This is a genomic window from Capnocytophaga sp. HP1101 (assembly GCF_054772415.1).
The window spans coordinates 1-19,230 of sequence record NZ_BPUU01000015.1 but is presented as its reverse complement, the minus strand read 5'-3'; the positions used below and the strand labels follow the sequence as shown (position 1 = coordinate 19,230).

The following is a 19,230-nucleotide window of genomic DNA, read 5'->3' as shown; positions in this document are numbered from 1 at the left end:
ACATAAAAATAGTAGGTAATTCAAAATATTGTTGTAATTTAGTAGCGTTTTTAAACAATAGTTGCATTTAAATCTTAGATATGTCAGAGGAAAAAAACACATTAGCCATAGAGGATAACCGCGAGGACAATCGTTTAGAAGAAGCTTCATTAGTAAACTATGAGGCAATGTCTCTTAGTGAACTAACGAAAGAACTAAAAGAACTACTCCAAACTGAGAAAACCCAAGCTATCAAAAAGCAAGTAGATGCTATCCGTTATGAGTTCGATAAAAAATACGACGCTCTCGTAGAAGAGAAAAAAGAAGAGTTCATAGCCGATGGAGGAGAATTGTATAACTTTTCTTACGAAATCCCTATTTATAGAGAGTTCTATACTGCCTTTAACGATTACCGCAAAAAGCGCAATCAATACTATAAAGAGATTGAAAAGACTCATAAAGAAAACCTTGCCAAACGTCGAGAAATCATTGAAGAACTCAAAAACCTTCTCAATGCCGAAGAGCATTTAGGGACTACTTTCAAGCAATTCCAGCAATTACAAGAACGTTGGCGCAAGGCGGGTGCAGTATCTAATGCCGACTACGAGGACTTATGGAATACCTACCACCATCACGTAGAGAACTTCTATGACTATATACACCTCAGTAAAGATTTACGCGATATCGACTTCAAACGCAATTTAGAAGAAAAGTTAAAAATTATTGAGCGAGCTGAAGTATTAGCTCAAGACGATGTAGATGCGCTTATTGCCTCTCGTGAGCTACAAGTGTTACACCGTGTGTGGAAAGAGGAGATAGGGCCTGTAGACAAAGAACACCGCGAAAGTATATGGCAACGCTTCAGTGAACTGACGAAGAAAATACACGACAAACGCCAATATTACCTCAAGAACTTAGACAAGATATACGAGGAAAATGCGGTGAAGAAACAGCATATTATTGAGCGCATTAAGAAGCTCGGTGAGAAAGAAGCCTCTACTCACAGCGCTTGGAAACAACTCTCAAAGCAAGTAGAAGAGTTACGCCAGTCGTTCCTGAATGTAGGGAAAGTGCCTTTGCAACAAGCTGATGAAGTGTGGAAAGCTTTTAATGTAGCCTTGCGCACCTTTAACAAGAAGAAAAACCAGTTCTACAAACTCCTTAAAAAGGAGCAACAAGAGAACCTTACTAAGAAATTAGCTTTATTAGAGATAGCAAAAACTAACCAAAATAGTACCGATTGGGAAGCTACTACCGAACTGATGAAGAACATTCAAAGAGAGTGGAAAGAAATAGGAAGTGTACCGCTTAGAAATACAGAGAAGATCTGGAAAGAGTTCAAGAAAGCGTGCGATACCTATTTTAGTAGGTTTGCTGAAACTATTCAACATTCTAAAAACAAGGAGTCTGATACCCTTGAAAAAAAGAAAGCCCTCTTGGATAAACTCAAAGAATACCAATTAGGCACAGATAGAGATAAGGAAATAGCTACCCTGCAAAACTTTGTAAATGAATGGAACGCATTAGGAGCTACCCATCATTCTAAAAAAACTATTGATATTAAGTTCCACAAGATTATTGATGCGTTGTACAAGAAATTGAACTTTGATAAACAAGAAATAGAGCTTATCAAGTACAACAACAAGTTAGAGCGACTCATCAACGACGACAATGAGAACTCTCTCAATAATGAAGTGATTTTTGTAAGAAGACGTATTGAGGAACTTAAATCAGAGATACTACAGTTAGAAAATAACTTAGCTTTCTTTGGCAATATTGATGAAAAGAACGCTTTGGTACGCGATGTGATTAAGAATATCAATAACCAAAAAGAAAACCTTAAAACGTGGGAGAATAAACTTCGAGAGCTAAAGCATTTGCAAAAAACTCAATTAGCTGAAGCCTCAGAAGAAAACACTGAAGAAAAAGAATAATTTTAATTGTTTTCATAGTTTGAGAAGAGGTTTGCTAACTAAGTAACCTCTTTTCAAGTTTTATATAGGTATGAAATTAGTATTTGCTACACATAATCCCCATAAATTAAACGAAATACAAGCTCTTTTGCCCAAAAACATTGAATTATTGAGTTTAAGCGATATCAATTGCAATGAGGATATCCCCGAAACTGCTGCTACTATTGAGGGCAATGCTCTGTTAAAAGCGCAATACATCAAAGAACACTATCATTGCAATGTCTTCGCTGATGATACAGGATTGGAAGTTCAAGCTCTGAACAATGCTCCTGGGGTATATTCGGCACGATACGCGGGCGAGCAGAAGAACGACAAGGATAATATGCAGTTACTACTCAAAAATATGGAAGGCACATCGCATAGAGAGGCACACTTCAAAACAGTGATTGCTTTGTGTTTAGGCAATGGTGTATACACTTTTGAAGGAATTGCTGAAGGACATATTGGCACAACTCCTATAGGCACCAATAGCTTTGGCTATGATCCTATTTTTATCCCTAAAGGCTTAAACAAAACTTTTGCTGAACTTACCCAAGAGGAAAAGAACTGCATCAGTCATCGTGGAAAAGCTTTTGAAAAACTACTACATTTTTTAAATCAAAAGATTCAGCAAAGAAAATGAGTTTATTAGAGATTAAAAATATCAAGCGCGATTTTAGATTAGGGTCTGAAATACTGCACGTGCTCAAAGGAATCAATCTTTCTATTGAGAAAGGGGAATACGTTGCCTTAATGGGATCTTCAGGATCGGGTAAATCTACCTTGATGAACATCTTAGGTTGTTTGGATACACCTACCTCAGGCGAATATATTCTCAATGGCAAAGACGTGAGTAAAATGACCGACTCCGAATTGGCTGATATCCGCAACAAAGAGATAGGCTTCGTATTTCAAACCTTCAACCTAATGCCACGCACTACGGCTTTGGACAACGTAGCTTTGCCAATGGTATATGCAGGGATTAAAAAAGAAAAACGACACGAGCGCGCTAAAGAAGTACTAAAATTAGTAGGTTTAGACGACCGTATGCTTCACAAACCCAATGAACTATCAGGAGGACAGCGCCAAAGGGTAGCTGTAGCACGTGCTTTGGTAAATCACCCCTCTATCATCTTAGCCGATGAACCTACAGGAAATCTCGACTCTAAAACTTCCTACGAAATAATGAACCTTTTTGACGAAATCTACCAAAAAGGGAATACCGTTATCTTGGTAACTCATGAAGAAGACATTGCTCGTTATGCCAAACGCATTATCCGCTTGAAGGACGGACTTATAGAAACTGATAGCGCTCACTAAATGAATATAGGAATTGTAATACCGGCTTATAATGAGGCAGAAAGTATAGAGCTTACTCTCCTATCACTGCTCAATCAAACTTACCTTCCTTATCAAATTGTAGTAGTAGACGATGGCTCCACCGACGCTACCCCCGAAGTGGTGAGCCGTATCGCCTCTCAATATCCCGCAGTGCAATTGGTACAACGCGGTGAAAAAGGCGAACATTTACCTGGGGCTAAAGTAGTGCAGACCTTCAACTATGGACTTCCTTACCTAAAAGAAGCTATAGAGGTGATTTGCAAATTTGATGCCGACCTCATTTTTCCTAACAACTATCTTGAGACAATGCAACAGCAATATAATAACAATCCTCAATTGGGAATGTTTGGAGGTTTTTGCTATATTAAAAAAGACGGATCGTGGGTACTTGAAAATCTTACTAATAAAGACCACCTAAGAGGTGCTGTAAAATCGTATAGGAAAGAGTGTTTTCAAGCTATAGGTGGACTCAAAATAGCAATGGGCTGGGACACCGCTGATGAACTATTGGCTCGCTATCACGGTTGGACAGTACAAACTGACGAAACACTTCACGTAAAACACTTGCGCCCTACAGGCGCTGGCTATAAAAGCAATGCTCGTTACCTACAAGGAAGTGTGTTCTATCGTCTGAGATATGGTATTATCCTTACTTTATTGGCAGCAATGAAATTAGCCATAAGAAAACACAGTGCTAAACTCTTCATAGATTACTGGAAAGGTTTTTTCAAAGCCCAACGAGAAAAACAGCCTTATTTACTCACCCCTGAAGAAGGTAAATGGGTGAGACAATACCGCTGGAAGGGGATTTTCAGTAGAGTAGTGAAAATCAAAAGATGAAAAAGTAATACCAAAATAAGGGTTTAAGCTACACGGGCAGTCGTAGCACGACACGCAGATAATAAATGAACGAACAAAAGACGAACAAAAGACGAACAAAAGACGAACAAAAGACGAACAAAAGACGAACAAAAGACGAAGGTAACGCGAACCCAAAGTGAAGCCAAGATAGAGATAGAACGAAATAATTCTGAAAGCAAAATATTTTTATATATTAAATTATTTGTACCTTTGCCCCCAACTAAGAAACTTGAAAGCAAATTTTAAAAATGACAAAACACAAGTACACCAGAACGCAAACCAGTTTGCACCCTGAAATTATTAACCTCCTCAACGACCAAGTGAGCAAAGAAGCTGAAGCGAGCTCTCTCTATTTGGCAATGGCCTCTTGGGCTGAAATCAATGGCTACTCTCGCAGTGCCGAGTTTTTCTATGACCACGCTGTGGAAGAAAGAGACCATATGATGAAAATCTTCCGCTTCCTCAACGAGAATGGCGCTCGCGCTTTTGCTCCTAAAGTAGGCGAAGTACAACAAGAGTTTGAATCTCTTAAAGAAGTGTATGAAAAGACTTTAGAGCACGAAATCAAAGTAACCCAATCTATCTTTGCGATCTTCAAAAAAGCACGCCAAGTAGATGATTACGCTTCCGAAAACTTCTTGCAATGGTTCGTTCAAGAACAGTTGGAAGAAGAGCGTTTGGTACACTCTATCCTCGATTTGTTCGAGTTCTACAACGAGAACGATTCTCCTATCGCCCTCAAACTCATCGACGAACGTATTCCTTTAGACGAAAAATAATGATCTTAGTAACTGGCGGAACAGGGCTCATTGGTAGCCGCTTGCTTTTTTACCTCACTCAAAACAAGGCGCATAAAGTAAGGGCTATCTATCGCAATGCCCATTCGTTAGACAAAATACAACAACTGTTCACAGCACAGTCCCCCGATGGAGCGGAACAATTCCGCTCTATCGAGTGGGTAAAAGCCGACTTAAGTAACATTCCAGCGCTCGAACAAGCGTTTGCGGGTGTTACTTTTGTTTTTCACTGCGCGGGTTTGATTTCGTTTCAACCTAAAGATTTCCCCGAACTCCTCAAAGTGAATGTGGAAGGTACCGCCAATATTGTGAACCTCTGTATTGATTTTAAGGTGAAAAAACTTTGCTACGTGAGTTCCGTAGCTACCCTTTCTTCCTTACCACATACGCCTATTGATGAGGAAAACGATTGGAATAGCGAAGAAAATAATACCGACTATGCCATTAGCAAAAATGGTGGTGAGATGGAAGTATGGCGGGGCTCTCAAGAGGGATTGCCTGTGGTGGTAGTCAATCCATCGGTAGTATTAGGAGCTGGTTTTTACGACTCTGGTTCAGGCTTGTTGTTCAAAAAAGTGGCTAACGGACTCAATTATTACCCCACTGGGGGTACGGGCTTTGTGACCGTAGATGACGTGGTGCGCGCAATGATCGCCTTGCAATTCTCTGAAGTAACAGGTGAACGCTTTGTGCTGAATACGGCCAACCTCACCTATCAATCAATTTTTGAAAAAATAGCCCAAAATTTAGGCGTAAAAGCTCCTTCTAAAAAGATTTCACACAAAACCTTGCGCTTTTTAGCGCGTTTAGACGGTTTTTTGAGCTTTTTTGCACTCAAAAAATGCACCCTCACCCTCTCATCAGCCGATGCTTTAGGAACGATCACCACCTACAACGGCAATAAAATAAAGCAATACATCAATTTTCAATATAGCAAGATCGACGAAGTCATTCAAAACATCTGTAACAAAATAAGAGATAAAAAATCACTTTAGTGTCCTACGCTTTGTCAAAGTCTTGCGACTTTAGCAAAGTGTATTATAAAATAAAAATCCGTGCGAGATAAAAAATATGAAAAAACTCCTAAAATACCTCCTCAAATTCCTACTCTTCGTAGTAGGCTTTGTAATATTATACGTGCTGTTCTGCCTTGTTTTACCGCTGATTCCCATCTCAGCCGAAAAGACAGCAGACCCTAAAACTATCACCATTTACCTCCTCTCCAATGGTGCCCACACTGATTTGGTACTCCCTACCCAAAACGAGTATATTGATTGGACGACCAAAGTATCGCCAAAGGATACCAAAGGAAAAAAGAGAGGCGATTGGTTGGCTTTTGGTTGGGGCGACAAAGGCTTTTACCTCAATACCCCTACTTGGGCTGATTTAAAGTTCTCTACAGCAGTAAAAGCTGCTTTTTGGATGAGTGATTCGGCTATGCACACCACCTATTTAGGAGGTGCCGAAGGATATGAAAAAGTAGCACAACTAACTCTTACAGCTGCACAATACAAGCGTTTGATAAGCTATATCGACCAGCAGTTCGACAAAGATGCACAAGGTAAATATATACCTATACCCACCAATGCCGTTTACGGCAATACTGATGCTTTCTACGAAGCCAAAAGTACTTACAACTTTCTCTATACCTGCAACACTTGGGCAGACTATGGGCTTCGCGCTGCCGGACAAAAATACGCCCTCTGGACTGCCACCGATTCAGGAATATTTAGGCATTATAAACATTAATTTTTTAAAATGGAAGTTCAAATAAAAGATAATAAAATTTTTGCACCATTAAAGGATAAATGGTTGGTATTGAAACCTGAAGAAAAAGTACGACAAGAATACATTTGCCGTTTGGTTAATTCCTATGGTTTTGATCTGAAACAAATGGAGCAAGAAGTAGGAGTTACTAACTCTCAAAGAGGGCAAGGAAGAGCAAGAGCTGATATTAATGTCTATAAAAGCGAAGCTGATAAAATAGCCTCCAAAAGTCCCGTGATTGTAGTAGAATGTAAAGCTGAACATATTACAATTCGCGAAGAGGATTACTTTCAAGGTTACAACTATGCTTCGTGGGCAGGTGCTGATTTTTTTGTAACAACCAATCTAAAAGAAACACGCATATTTAAGGTTATCAAAGGGCATATCCCTAAAAAACTTGAGGAAGTAGTCAATATCCCTACTGCTGAAGAAATGAAGAGCGAAAAAAAAATAAACGAGCTCTTAAAACAGACCAAAGCGTTTACTCGAGATGAGTTTTCTAAACTACTTTTTAAATGCCATAATATAATTAGGAATAATGATAAACTTTCACCTGAAGCTGCTTTTGATGAAATTAGTAAGATACTATTTATAAAAATTAGATATGAAAGAACAAATTCCGAAAATCAAATATTTTCATTAGAAGCTTTCAGAGCTGATAAAGAAAGTTATGACAAATATAAATCTAAGGGAGATAAAGATTTTTATCAACTTTTGTTTGAGAAAACTAAAGAAGATTTTAGAGATGATGACCTTTTTGAACCTACTGAAATCATTAGAATACGAGAAAATAGCTTTGAAGCTATTGTAAAAGAATTGGAAATATACAATCTTTCCACTACTTCCGATGATGTAAAAGGAATCGCCTTTGAACAGTTCTTAGGAAAAACATTCAGAGGAGAATTAGGACAGTTTTTCACCCCTCGGACTATTGTGGATTTTATGGTGGAAGTCTTAGATCCTCAAGAAACAGAAACTATTTGTGACCCTTGTTGTGGTTCAGGTGGTTTCTTAATAAAAGCCTTCGAGTATGTCCGTGCAGAAATAGAAGCTAAAGTCCAACAAAAAAAAGAACTCATCAAACAAGAATATTACACTGAAACCTACGAAAAACTATCAGATGCCGAAAAAGAAAAAATAGACGACAAAGTAAATAAATTCTTCTCCCAGTTAAATGAAGAACTCAATATCAACAATGACAAAAGCCGAATTAGAACATTGAGTTATGATTGTATTTTTGGAACCGATGCCAACCCTAGAATGAGCCGTACCGCCAAAATGAATATGATAATGCACGGTGATGGTCACGGAGGTGTACACCACAATGATGGGTTACTAAATGTAAACGGCATTTTTGAAAACCGATTTGATGTGATTCTTACCAATCCTCCTTTTGGAGCACGTGTAGAGAAATCACTGAAAATTACAGAAGCTGATAAATATACTGATGAAGAACGTATCAAAAAATACCAAAAACGATATGGTGATGAGTATAATAAAGCATTAAAGCAAGTGAATAACAATATAGGGAAACCTCTCGTGAGCCTCTATAAAATGGGGGCAATGAGTACCCTTACTGAAGTGCTTTTTATAGAGCGATGCTTGAACCTGCTCAAACCAGGAGGTAGAATGGGGATAGTACTTCCTGAAGGTGTGCTTAACAATAGTAATTTGCAAAAAGTACGAGATTATGTAGAAAGCAAAGCAAAAATATTGCTAATCGTATCTATTCCTCAAGATGTGTTTATAGCAAGCGGCGCTACGGTAAAACCTAGTTTGTTGTTTTTTAAAAAATTTACAGAAGAAGAAGCGCTACAATATGCAATTATTAAGAGTAAAGCAACTATCACAATAGAAGCTAAATATGCTGAGGAAGTAGCAAATATCCAACAGAAATTAGCTAAAAAAGGCAAAGAAGCATTACCTACAGAAGAGAAAAAACAACTGAGAGCCGAATTGAAAAATATTGAAGCTAAAAAAGAACAAGAAATAAAAGCTATTGTTAAAGAAGAGTTCAACTATACTATTCCTATTGCCGAAGTAGAAAAAGCAGGTATTAGTACGACAGGAGCTGTCATAGAAAACGAATTAGAACCCTTGGCTAAAGAATTTAAAAAATATACTTCTGAAAATCATCTGTGGGGAAAACTTACCGAAAGCATTCAGTACGATGTAAAAGATGAGTTTGTATATCGCATTCAAATAGCAGATAAAGAAGTTGGAGAACCCGAAATTTTCTATCAAAAAAGCAAGTATGAAAACTTATAAGAAATTAAAATTTGTAGGATTTAGCAATATAGAAAGTTGGAGTGCTTATAGTATCTTAGAAAAAAGATTAAGATTCTCAAATAAATACAAATTAGTAAAGATAAAAACTTTCCTTTCAAGAAATAAAACTTCTATAAAAATTGAAGATAACAATTATTATAAGCGTCCTACTATTAGAATAAATGGCGCTGGTATTTCTTTAAGAGATAAGGTTAAAGGGGAGAAAATAGGTACTAAAAGTCAATTCCTTATTAAAAAAGGACAATTTTTGTTGTCAAAAATTGATGCTAGAAATGGGGCTTTTGGGGTTGTGCCTGAAGAACTTGAAGGTGGTGTGATAACAGGTAATTTTTGGACTTTTGATGTTAATTATAATGTAATCAATCCATACTTTTTACAATTAATCACGAAAACAAAACAATTTCAAGACTTAAGCCAATCCGCAAGTGTTGGCACGACAAATAGAAACTATTTACAAGAAGAATCTTTTTTAAATTTTTCTATACCCCTTCCTTCAATATCCGAGCAAGAAGCTATTGTAAAAAACTATTACGATAAAATAACTCAAGCTACAACTTATGAGCAACAAGCTGAAACTTTAGAAAAAAACATTGAAACCTATCTGTTTGAGAGTTTAGGAATAGAAGAATTAGATAAAAGAAAAAAAATAGGCTTAAATATTATAGAGTCAAAAAGAATGGAACGTTGGGATATACCTTTTTTAATGGGAGAAAGTTCTTTGAAATCAAAATATTCTATTCATAGAATGGGAGAATACATTGTAGAAATTGCAACAGGAACAACTCCTCCTACAAGTAGAAAAGAATATTTTAGAGGAGATATCAATTTTTATACTCCTTCAGATATTAACAATAAGATTTTATTGAATGCTGATAGAAAAGTATCGCTCTTAGCCGTTAAAGATAAGAAAGTAAGAGTGTTTAAGAAAAACACTTTATTATTTGTAGGCATAGGTTCAACTGTTGGGAAAGTAGGTATAATAGGTAATGAATTTGCAACAAGCAATCAACAAATTACAGGATTTAATGTTGATGAGAATATGTTATTAACAGAATATGTTTATTATTACTTCACTTATTTTAAGAATGTAACAACTAAGGAACAAACAAAAGCAACCCTTCCTATAGTAAATCAGGAGAAAATAATGAATATATTAATTCCCATTCCTCCTAAAGAAACTCAACAAGCTATTATAACCCAAATAGACACTTATAAAAATGAAATAAAAATCTTACGAGAACGAGCAACACTCCTAAAACAACAAGCAGAACAAGAATTTGAACAAACTATATTCAGCTAAATTATGAGAATCAAAGAAATTAAAATAGCCAATAAAGCCTTTAAAAACCTTGATGTTTCATTAGAGAACAATACTTCAGGGGTAATGGCTTTTATAGGAAACAATGGCAGTGGGAAAAGTAATTTGTTAGAAGCTATAAGTGCTATTTTTAAGCATTTGTATGACAAAAAGCAAAAGGATATTCCCTTTAATTTTTCATTAGTATATACTACCTTTAATGGGAGAACTGTTGAGATTACTAAAAATGAGTTATCAGTTACTACTAAAATAGATAATCAAGAAAATTCAGACCTTTATAGTTTCCTACCTAAACAAATTGTAGCTATCTATAGTGGCGAAGAAGATAGACTATGGAGAGAATATTATAAGCCAATATATGACGATTTTATATCCAAAATAAGCAAAAGTTTTCAAGAAGAGTTTCCTAAAATGCTTTATCTGAATAAATTTTATTGGCACATTTCTCTATTGTGTTTGCTACTCAATCAGTTTAATAACCCTGAGGATAAATTCTGTGAAGAGATTTTAGGAATTAATAATGTACATTCTGTAAAATTTGAATTTAAAAAAAACTATCAGGGTTACCCAAGCAATAATGTATTACAGTTTATATCTACTATAGATGCTAAAGATAAATACACTTTAGATGAATTACAAGAAGTGATAAAAAACTATGATATAAATGAGGTGTTTAAATATCTATACATTGCCTTTACTCCAAAAGATATAAAAATACTAGAAAATATTATCATTGAATACAATGATAATTTAAAAATAGAAGATTTTAGTGAGGGTGAAAAGAAAATGATACTCATCAAAGCTGCTTTAGAGTTTGCGGCACAAGAGGACAGCCTATTTATCCTTGATGAGCCTGATGCTCATATACATCTTAGTAATAAAATTCAAATCAAAAAAGTGTTAGAAGAGTATGAACAAAATAGACAAGTAATCATCACTACCCATTCACCTACATTGACTAAAGCTATTCCAAAAGAAGGTATCTATTGCTTAGAAAAAGGTAAAGTTAAAGAGTTCAAAGACATAGTAGAAGTTACCAAGTACTTAGCTGATCAAGGAGATATATATAAATTGTTGTTTTCTAAATCAAATATATTAATAGTAGAAGGAAAAACAGATGATAAATATATAAAAAAGGCAATAGAGTTATACAAAGATGAGTTTCCTAATTTAGATTTTCAGATATTACGGGTTGGGGGAACTGATGACGAAAATATTAAAAACTTAATTGATATCATAACTCTTAAAGATGAACAGAAAATAATTGTCTTAGTTGATAGAGACGATGCTGGATATAAGGTGTATAAAAAGATATTTAGCAATAGTAGTAGAGAAAGAAAAGATGTTTTAACTGAAAAATATAGGGATAATATTCATTTTCTTATGCTTCCTTGTAGAGATAATAATAATGACAAAAACTTTGTTATAGAAGATTATTTTAGTAAGGATGATATACAAGAATTATCAATAGAGTGTCTCAAACAACAATATATAAAAACTTCTAAATCCTTTAAGGAATTTCCAACAATACGTGAAATATTAAAGGGAGATTTATTGCCTAAATTTTGTGAAAGTAATGATTGTACAAAGCAAAGTATGGAAGGATTTAAAGTTTTATTAACTGAGTTAAATAAAATTATATCCTCTAATTAAAAATGTTATATGAAATGCTAAAAAGGATTGATAATGAAACTAATTGTTAAAATAGTTCTTTTCCCCTTTGCACTGCTCTATGGGTCAATCGTTCGTCTGCGCCATTGGTGCTATAACGTTGGTATTTTTAAAGTACATACTTTTGTGGTGCCTACTATTTGCGTGGGCAATGTAGCGGTAGGAGGGACAGGTAAAAGTCCAATGGTAGAATATCTTATTAGGCAGTGGATTACTAAGTGTAGAGTAGGGGTTTTGAGCAGAGGGTATAAACGCAAATCTAAAGGTTTTGTACTAGCTACTGGAAATAGTACAGTATACGATTTAGGCGATGAACCTTTTCAGTTCTGGAAGAAATTTAAAGATAATATTATATTAGCTGTATGTGGTAATAGAGTGGAAGGAATAGAGCAGATGCTTGCGCTACCAGAGCCTCCCGAAGTAATCATTTTAGACGATGCTTTCCAGCATCGTCCCGTAAAAGCAAAAATCAATATAGTACTTACAGCTTATAAACAGTTATTTACTAACGATTGGCTACTGCCAATGGGGCGACTCCGTGATGTAGTAAGTCGAGTGCAACAAGCTGATATAGTGGTAGTAACCAAATGTCCTACATCCTTGTCTCAAAGTGAACGTTCCTTTATTGAAAGACAGTTGCAAAAAAAGACTCATTGCCCTATAGTTTTTGCTACTATAGCTTATGATGAACAAGTGTTCAAACAAGATGAAGCTATCTCTTTGTCAAACTTTATCAAAAAACCTTTTACGCTGGTAACAGGTATTGCTAATCCGCAACCTCTATTAGTGTATTTAAAAGAACAAGGAGCAGATTTTCAGCACTTAAACTTCCCCGATCATCACCATTTTAGTTCAGAAGAAATACAGCAATTGCAAGACAAATGTATTCTCACTACCGAAAAAGACTATGTGCGCCTGCAACCTCATTTGCAAAACTTGTACTATCTACCTATTGCAATGCAATTCCTCACTCCCGCCGATGAACATACATTTGGCACGGTTTTTGAAAATCTGTAAACACGAAATAATTTCAAACTTTTATCAACTATGACAAAAAAACTCATCGCTATTGTAGCTTTTGTTTTAGCAACAACTGCTACCCTTCAAGCTCAGGAAATTAAATGGATGACTTTTGATCAAGCTATTGCTGCTCAAAAGAAAAAACCTAAAAAAATATTTATAGATGTATACACTAATTGGTGTGGTCCTTGCAAAATGTTAGCTAATAACACCTTTAAGAACAAAGACTTAGTGAACTATGTAAATGATAACTACTACGCTGTGAAATTCAATGGTGAAGGTAACGAAGTAGTAAATTACAAAGGTCAAAAGTTTGAGAATAAGGATTATGATCCTGCAAGAGCTCAATCGCGCAACTCACTCCACCCGCTCACTAATTACTTGCAAGTGCAAGCATACCCTACAATGGTGTTCTTAGACGAGAAAAACGATTTGATTACAGGTATCACTGGCTATATGTCACCTACCCAATTAGAACTCTACTTGAAAATGTTCAAAAATGACGAACATAAAAACATTACTAACCAACAAGAGTTCCAAGTATATCAGTCAAAGTTCAAACCTACATTCAAAAACTAATAAATACACTTTTTCATAAACACACGCGAAAAACTCTTGGCAAAATGTCAAGAGTTTTTTATTTTTTTATTATCTTTGCCACATAAATTGGCAAATTAATCGCCCGTGCGACTCGCACCAAATTGGCAAATTAGAATTATGGCAAAAATACTTATCATAGAAGACGAATCGGCTATTCGCCGTGTGCTCAGCAAAATATTAGTAGAAGAAAGCAAAGAGTACGAAGTAGAGGAGGCGGTTGATGGCATCGAAGGTGTAGAAAAACTCAAAAAAGAGGACTACGATTTGGTGCTTTGCGACATCAAAATGCCTAAAATGGACGGTATGGAGGTACTCACCGAGATTAAAAAAGTGAAACCTGAAATCCCTTTTGTAATGATTTCTGGTCACGGCGACCTTGAGACCGCTGTAAATGCAATGCGTCTTGGGGCTTATGACTATATCTCAAAACCACCCGATTTGAATCGCTTGCTCAATACAGTACGCAATGCTCTCGATAAGAAGAAGTTAGTAGCAGAGAATAAACACCTCAAAAAGAAGGTGAGCAAGAGCTATGAGATGATAGGAGAAAGTGCTCCTTTGCAACAAATCCGTCAGATGATAGAAAAAGTGGCGCCTACCGAAGCTCGTGTACTCATCACGGGTTCTAATGGTACAGGTAAAGAGTTGGTAGCTCACGCTATCCACTACCAGAGTGAGCGCAGTGAAGCCCCTATGATAGAGGTGAACTGTGCTGCTATCCCTTCAGAACTGATAGAAAGTGAACTCTTTGGGCATATCAAAGGGGCATTTACTTCAGCAGTTAAAGATCGTGCAGGTAAGTTTGAAGCTGCTAATAATGGTACGATTTTCTTAGATGAGATAGGTGATATGAGTCTCTCTGCACAAGCCAAAGTATTGCGTGCTTTGCAAGAAAATAAGATTACCCGTGTAGGTAGCGATAAAGATATCAATGTAGATGTGCGAGTGATAGCCGCAACCAATAAGGATTTGAAAAAAGAAATAGCCGAAGGTCGTTTCCGCGAGGATTTGTACCATCGTTTGGCAGTAATTCTTATTCGTGTACCTTCACTCAATGAAAGAAGAGATGATATTCCGTTGCTTATTGATTATTTTTCAGTAAAAATAGCCGAAGAACAAGGTATTAGTCCCAAGAAATTTAGCAAAAAAGCGGTAGAACTTCTCCAAAAGCAAGATTGGACAGGTAATATTCGCGAATTGCGTAATGTAGTAGAACGACTCATTATCTTAGGAGGTAAGGAAATCTCAGAAGATGATGTCAAAGCCTTTGCAGGTAAGTAACCTTTTACCTCTTACCTCTTACTTCTTACCTAAACAGAATGAACAAAATAAAATCTTTTCTAAAACCCTTAAAAACCAAACGCTTTTGGAAAGTTACAGTCCTACTATCACTGTGGTTGCTCTTAGTAATCATTGCTTGTAACGTGCAGGTAACTAAAGAGACTAAAAACTTGTTGTACACTCAAGTTGCTGAGGTGCCTGCACATAAAGTAGGTTTGCTCTTAGGAACCAATCCTTATTTAAAAAGTGGGGCGCCCAATAAGTATTTTCTTTATAGAATAGAGGCTGCCGTGCAGCTATATGAGGCAGGAAAAATTGAATATATTTTAGTGAGTGGCGACAATCATAGAAATGACTACAACGAACCCGAAGAAATGAAACAAGCCTTAATGGCAAGAGGAATCCCCGAAGAACACATTATCTTAGACTATGCAGGCTTTAGAACTTTAGACTCAGTCGTACGAGCCAAAGAAGTATTTGGCAATGAGTTGTTTATTGTCATATCACAGCGTTTTCACAACGAGCGTGCCTTAGGTTAGCACGCCATAACGGCATAGAGGCGATAGGCTTTAATGCTCAAGATGTTACCGCCTACTACGGACTGAAAACTCGCCTGCGAGAGTATTTAGCACGTACTAAACTCTTCCTCGATTTGTGGTTTGAAGTACAACCCAAATTTTTAGGTGAAAAGATTGATTAAAGAAATTATACACAAGTGGGAAAGTGTTTTTTTAGTTGAAAAAATCTTATCTTTAGCTTATACAAAGCTTATAGGAAGCTTATACGAATCTTGGACGATTGTTATACAAAAGGTGTATACATACTTTATTTATAGTAATTTATATTGGGTGTATACTTCAAGGAATGATGGCGTTATACGAAACTAAATAGTCGTAACACTGCAGGATAAGTGCAGATCTCACGAGTAATAAAAAATAATATTTTATTATATCAAACTGATATTATCTAAGATAAAAAAGGCGACTGAGACAGAAACTGTCTCAGTCGCCTTTTTATATAAAATAATTTTCTTATAGAATAAGCATAGCATCTCCATAAGAATAGAATTTATATTTCTGTTCTACAGCTTCTTTATAAGCTCGCATAATAAGATCGTGCCCCGTAAAAGCAGATACCATCATCAACAAAGTAGATTTAGGTGTATGAAAATTAGTAATCATTGCATTGGCTATACTAAAATCATATGGCGGAAAAATAAACTTATTCGTCCACCCATCAAACGGATTAAGAAAACCATCAGACGATACTGAGCTTTCCAACACTCGCATTACAGTAGTTCCTACAGCACATACGCGTTTTTTATTTTCTTTGGCAGTGTTGATAATCTTTGTTTGACTTTCAGGAATATGTATCTCCTCGCTATCCATTTTATGCTTAGAAAGATCTTCTACCTCTACAGGATTAAATGTTCCTAACCCTACGTGTAAAGTTACCTCAGCAAAGGTAATACCTTTTATTTCCAAACGCTTCATCAAGTGTTTAGAAAAGTGCAAACCAGCAGTAGGAGCGGCTACAGCCCCTTCGTATTTAGCATAGATAGTTTGGTAACGCTCTTCATCTTCTGGTTCTACAGGACGAGAGATATATTTAGGAAGGGGAGTCTGTCCTAATTCTGTAAGATGCTGACGGAACTCTTCATAAGTACCATCATACAAGAAACGAAGGGTACGACCGCGAGAGGTGGTATTATCTATCACCTCAGCTACCAATTCAGCATTCTTGCCAAAATAAAGTTTATTACCTATGCGTATTTTACGCGCAGGGTCTACTAATACGTCCCATAAGCGTTGTTCAGCACTGAGCTCTCGCAATAAAAATACCTCAATCTTAGCTTTGGTCTTTTCCTTATTACCGTATAAACGAGCAGGAAATACTTTAGTATTGTTGAGTACAAACACATCTCCATCGTCAAAATAGTCAATTACATCTTTGAACAACTTGTGTTCAATTTCTCCTGTTTTGCGATGTATCACCATTAGGCGTGCTTCATCGCGGTTTTCACTGGGATATTCAGCTAATAACTCTTTGGGAAGTTCAAAGTTAAAGTTTGAAAGTTTCATATATTTTCTAATATAATAATCATCACATCGGTCTATAAATGATGTCTTAACTCTTATGTTGAATTAAACAATCTGTATTGCTCTCCATCATTAAATAAATATCTAACTGCAGATGTACATTTAAGAAATAAGGCTCTAAAGAAGGATAAAATAGAGACACAAAAAAGGAAGATTAACCTTATTTATTTCTTTGTAAAATAGCTATGTATAAAATAAAAAAAGTCGGGATGACTGGACTCGAACCAGCGACCACACGCACCCCATACGTGTACGCTACCAACTGCGCCACATCCCGATTTTTATTTTCAGAGCGCAAAACTACTACCTTTTACAGAAACTACCAAATAAATAGAACAAAATATTTTATAACAATAGCTATTTGTTTGATATACTGAAAGGTGTTATTTCTCTATCCTCCCTAATGAAACCGTAAAGATACCAAAATCGTCTATCAACATATTTTGCTTCTCTACACCATTGAGAGCAAAAATGCCATCTAACTCTCGCTGACTTCGGCGACGCATTACCCAATCTTTCTCCTGATGACTTTTAAGTACGAAAGCTATTGTTTTGAGCTGTGGGTGCCACGGCTGCCCCGTGTAAATAAGACAACCACCATTTTCTGAAATTGAAACAACTCCTTTTACCGCCTCATTAGCTAACTTATTGTCGCCAAAAAGCTCAAAAATACCAGATATGATAGTAATATTAGGACTATAGTCTAACTTATTGTAGGTATTGGCATCAAAACAACTGTAATTCGTAAATCGTATATCTTGGAAACCTTTTTCTTTGATGATTTGTTCGCCTTTCTCTATATTAGCAAGCAAAAACTCATTGATAACAATCTCTACCTCTGGATGTCTCTCTTTGATATCAAATAAATAATTGCCTACACCACCAGCGATGTCTAATATCTTCACTTTCTTTCCTTCTGCTTGCAGAGCTTGTATCGCCTTATCTACCTGCTCTAACAAGTGTGTTTTGCGTATGCGAACACCTCGCCACCCTATAGCATTGAGATAGCTCTTGTCCATTAGTTTCCCTATAGCCCATTTCCCTTGAGGAGTATTTTTATAGACGTAGTCCATTGAAGCTCCTGAGTCAAAACCATACTCCAAGCCCACTGTCATTCCGCCACTAAGGTATCCCAATTTACTAAGTGCCCATTTCTGAAATTGGTAGTAGTATCTTTCTCTATTAGGTATGAGTTCATATTGCATCGTCTCGTACTCTTTCTGAGTAAAAGTATCTGGTTGTAAAGAGTAAGGCAAAACAGGTGTTTCAAAAGCTCTGCTGATAAACTGCTCAAGTAGTTTATACACTTCTTCTCTGCCCTGTTCAAATAGAATTCCGTGGTGGAAACCCTCTAAAGTAATAAACTCTTTTATTTCAGAAGATAGATTTACATAAAATTGCTTTTGCTGTTTGTTAATTACCACAAAATCTTTTTCAGCTGAAAGCAATAGCGTAGGAACATTAATAGCAGCTGCATCTTCTACCAAACGCTTACCTGCATTCGCTAAATCTATAAGCAACTTTCCATTGATAGACCGCGTGATAAACCTATCGGTATCGTAGGCGCGTTGTTGCTCAGGGTCGCGAGTAAGCATTTTCGACTTTACATAGCTCTTTACAACAAGCTTAGGATTTACTTTTAATGCCAATTTTATAGCTTGCTTTGCTAAAGGTACTATCAGGTTAATTTCAAAAGCAGGAGCTAAAAGAGCCATTCCAGCAATACGAGGTGCAAAATCGTGTACCCAAGCCGATACAATTACCCCTCCTATACTGTTGGCTACCATAAAAATATCCTCTTCCCGCACATCGTACTCTTGATGCAAAAACTTAGCAAAAGCGTCTAAATCTCTTACCGAATCCATAAAAGCAGGCGACACCGCAGCTTTAGTATGTCCGTGTCCACGCATATCAAAAGCAAAAATATTGTACGACGCAAATAGCGGGTGCGTAGCAAATTCCTGCAAACGCTCACCGTACTCGTGACCGCGATGTATTACAATAAGTGTTTTTTGTTGAGGCTTGTAATTCCATTCGTAGAAATATAGCTCTGCTCCTTGATAACTCTTGAAAAAACCTGTATTCATTGTTTTGTTATTTTATTGTGCAGGCAAAGGTACGCATTTTAATGATAAAAACAATAAAAGCGATGAATAATTGTATTGTTAAAATTAATATTTAAGAAGTATATAACAACAAAAAATCACTACCTCTCTTCGTAAGTAGTGATTGAAGATCGTACTCGGAGCGGGACT

At 36.3% G+C, this 19,230-nt stretch carries 15 protein-coding genes, 1 tRNA gene and 1 pseudogene; 14 read left to right on the top strand and 3 right to left on the bottom strand.

All coding sequences use genetic code 11. The annotated features are described in order from the left end of the window. The first annotated feature begins 80 nt into the window (after positions 1-80). The 14 genes and pseudogenes from RCZ04_RS09325 to RCZ04_RS09260 all read left to right on the top strand — a co-directional run bounded on the left by RCZ04_RS09325 (position 81) and on the right by RCZ04_RS09260 (position 15,576). Entirely contained in the window at positions 81-1,913 is a 1,833-nt protein-coding gene (locus RCZ04_RS09325) for a DUF349 domain-containing protein (protein WP_460485767.1), read from the top strand. A 70-nt stretch (positions 1,914-1,983) separates the two neighbouring features. After that, positions 1,984-2,574, top strand: coding sequence for a Maf family protein (locus RCZ04_RS09320; RefSeq protein ID WP_460485766.1), 591 nt, complete (start codon positions 1,984-1,986; stop codon positions 2,572-2,574). Continuing rightward, positions 2,571-3,251 carry an ABC transporter ATP-binding protein gene (locus tag RCZ04_RS09315; protein ID WP_460485765.1) on the top strand — a complete coding sequence of 227 codons (681 nt, stop codon included), beginning with the start codon at positions 2,571-2,573 and terminating at the stop codon, positions 3,249-3,251. Before RCZ04_RS09320 ends, RCZ04_RS09315 begins: the two co-directional genes overlap by 4 nt. Continuing rightward, positions 3,252-4,112 carry a glycosyltransferase family 2 protein gene (locus tag RCZ04_RS09310; protein WP_460485764.1) on the top strand — a complete coding sequence of 287 codons (861 nt, stop codon included), beginning with the start codon at positions 3,252-3,254 and terminating at the stop codon, positions 4,110-4,112. A 269-nt stretch (positions 4,113-4,381) separates the two neighbouring features. Beyond that, positions 4,382-4,912 carry a ferritin gene (locus tag RCZ04_RS09305; protein ID WP_460485763.1) on the top strand — a complete coding sequence of 177 codons (531 nt, stop codon included), beginning with the start codon at positions 4,382-4,384 and terminating at the stop codon, positions 4,910-4,912. Further along, a complete protein-coding gene (locus tag RCZ04_RS09300; protein ID WP_460485762.1) occupies positions 4,912-5,925 on the top strand; it encodes a Rossmann-fold NAD(P)-binding domain-containing protein in 1,014 nt (337 codons plus the stop codon). Before RCZ04_RS09305 ends, RCZ04_RS09300 begins: the two co-directional genes overlap by 1 nt. Positions 5,926-6,001: 76 nt before the next feature. Further along, positions 6,002-6,679, top strand: coding sequence for a DUF2459 domain-containing protein (locus RCZ04_RS09295; RefSeq protein ID WP_460485761.1), 678 nt, complete (start codon positions 6,002-6,004; stop codon positions 6,677-6,679). 9 nt (positions 6,680-6,688) lie between these two features. Beyond that, on the top strand, positions 6,689-8,965 hold the full coding sequence (locus RCZ04_RS09290; RefSeq protein WP_460485760.1) for an N-6 DNA methylase: 2,277 nt from the start codon (positions 6,689-6,691) through the stop codon (positions 8,963-8,965). Then, positions 8,952-10,286: a restriction endonuclease subunit S gene (locus RCZ04_RS09285; RefSeq protein WP_460485759.1), complete on the top strand. Its 1,335-nt coding sequence runs from the start codon at positions 8,952-8,954 to the stop codon at positions 10,284-10,286. Before RCZ04_RS09290 ends, RCZ04_RS09285 begins: the two co-directional genes overlap by 14 nt. Before the next feature lie 3 nt (positions 10,287-10,289). Further along, a complete protein-coding gene (locus RCZ04_RS09280; RefSeq protein ID WP_460485758.1) occupies positions 10,290-11,957 on the top strand; it encodes an ATP-dependent nuclease in 1,668 nt (555 codons plus the stop codon). A gap of 33 nt (positions 11,958-11,990) precedes the next feature. Continuing rightward, positions 11,991-12,992 (top strand): tetraacyldisaccharide 4'-kinase, encoded by a 1,002-nt coding sequence (gene lpxK, locus RCZ04_RS09275; RefSeq protein ID WP_460485757.1) that lies wholly within the window; start codon positions 11,991-11,993, stop codon positions 12,990-12,992. A 30-nt stretch (positions 12,993-13,022) separates the two neighbouring features. Beyond that, positions 13,023-13,574, top strand: coding sequence for a thioredoxin family protein (locus RCZ04_RS09270; RefSeq protein WP_460485756.1), 552 nt, complete (start codon positions 13,023-13,025; stop codon positions 13,572-13,574). A gap of 138 nt (positions 13,575-13,712) precedes the next feature. Beyond that, positions 13,713-14,876, top strand: a complete 1,164-nt coding sequence (locus RCZ04_RS09265; protein ID WP_203083715.1) for a sigma-54-dependent transcriptional regulator — start codon at positions 13,713-13,715, stop codon at positions 14,874-14,876. Between the two features lie 38 nt (positions 14,877-14,914). Next, positions 14,915-15,576: pseudogene (locus tag RCZ04_RS09260) on the top strand (SanA/YdcF family protein). 331 nt (positions 15,577-15,907) lie between these two features. Here the strand turns inward: RCZ04_RS09260 and queA are convergent. The 3 genes from queA to RCZ04_RS09245 all read right to left on the bottom strand — a co-directional run bounded on the left by queA (position 15,908) and on the right by RCZ04_RS09245 (position 19,062). Beyond that, entirely contained in the window at positions 15,908-16,957 is a 1,050-nt protein-coding gene (queA, locus tag RCZ04_RS09255) for an S-adenosylmethionine:tRNA ribosyltransferase-isomerase (RefSeq protein WP_460485755.1), read from the bottom strand. Between the two features lie 222 nt (positions 16,958-17,179). After that, a tRNA-Pro gene (locus RCZ04_RS09250) sits at positions 17,180-17,252 on the bottom strand. 106 nt (positions 17,253-17,358) lie between these two features. Continuing rightward, positions 17,359-19,062: a bifunctional alpha/beta hydrolase/class I SAM-dependent methyltransferase gene (locus tag RCZ04_RS09245; RefSeq protein ID WP_460485754.1), complete on the bottom strand. Its 1,704-nt coding sequence runs from the start codon at positions 19,060-19,062 to the stop codon at positions 17,359-17,361. Positions 19,063-19,230 lie beyond the last annotated feature (168 nt).

Excerpts from the sequence above, each read along its gene's own strand:
- RCZ04_RS09280 (WP_460485758.1), top strand. The coding sequence starts at position 10,290 with ATGAGAATCAAAGAAATTAAAATAGCCAATAAAGCCTTTAAAAACCTT.
- RCZ04_RS09315 (WP_460485765.1), top strand. The coding sequence starts at position 2,571 with ATGAGTTTATTAGAGATTAAAAATATCAAGCGCGATTTTAGATTAGGG.
- RCZ04_RS09310 (WP_460485764.1), top strand. The coding sequence starts at position 3,252 with ATGAATATAGGAATTGTAATACCGGCTTATAATGAGGCAGAAAGTATA.
- RCZ04_RS09245 (WP_460485754.1), bottom strand. The coding sequence starts at position 19,062 with ATGAATACAGGTTTTTTCAAGAGTTATCAAGGAGCAGAGCTATATTTC.
- RCZ04_RS09265 (WP_203083715.1), top strand. The coding sequence starts at position 13,713 with ATGGCAAAAATACTTATCATAGAAGACGAATCGGCTATTCGCCGTGTG.
- queA (WP_460485755.1), bottom strand. The coding sequence starts at position 16,957 with ATGAAACTTTCAAACTTTAACTTTGAACTTCCCAAAGAGTTATTAGCT.
- RCZ04_RS09295 (WP_460485761.1), top strand. The coding sequence starts at position 6,002 with ATGAAAAAACTCCTAAAATACCTCCTCAAATTCCTACTCTTCGTAGTA.
- RCZ04_RS09270 (WP_460485756.1), top strand. The coding sequence starts at position 13,023 with ATGACAAAAAAACTCATCGCTATTGTAGCTTTTGTTTTAGCAACAACT.
- RCZ04_RS09300 (WP_460485762.1), top strand. The coding sequence starts at position 4,912 with ATGATCTTAGTAACTGGCGGAACAGGGCTCATTGGTAGCCGCTTGCTT.
- RCZ04_RS09320 (WP_460485766.1), top strand. The coding sequence starts at position 1,984 with ATGAAATTAGTATTTGCTACACATAATCCCCATAAATTAAACGAAATA.
- lpxK (WP_460485757.1), top strand. The coding sequence starts at position 11,991 with ATGAAACTAATTGTTAAAATAGTTCTTTTCCCCTTTGCACTGCTCTAT.
- RCZ04_RS09325 (WP_460485767.1), top strand. The coding sequence starts at position 81 with ATGTCAGAGGAAAAAAACACATTAGCCATAGAGGATAACCGCGAGGAC.
- RCZ04_RS09290 (WP_460485760.1), top strand. The coding sequence starts at position 6,689 with ATGGAAGTTCAAATAAAAGATAATAAAATTTTTGCACCATTAAAGGAT.
- RCZ04_RS09285 (WP_460485759.1), top strand. The coding sequence starts at position 8,952 with ATGAAAACTTATAAGAAATTAAAATTTGTAGGATTTAGCAATATAGAA.
- RCZ04_RS09305 (WP_460485763.1), top strand. The coding sequence starts at position 4,382 with ATGACAAAACACAAGTACACCAGAACGCAAACCAGTTTGCACCCTGAA.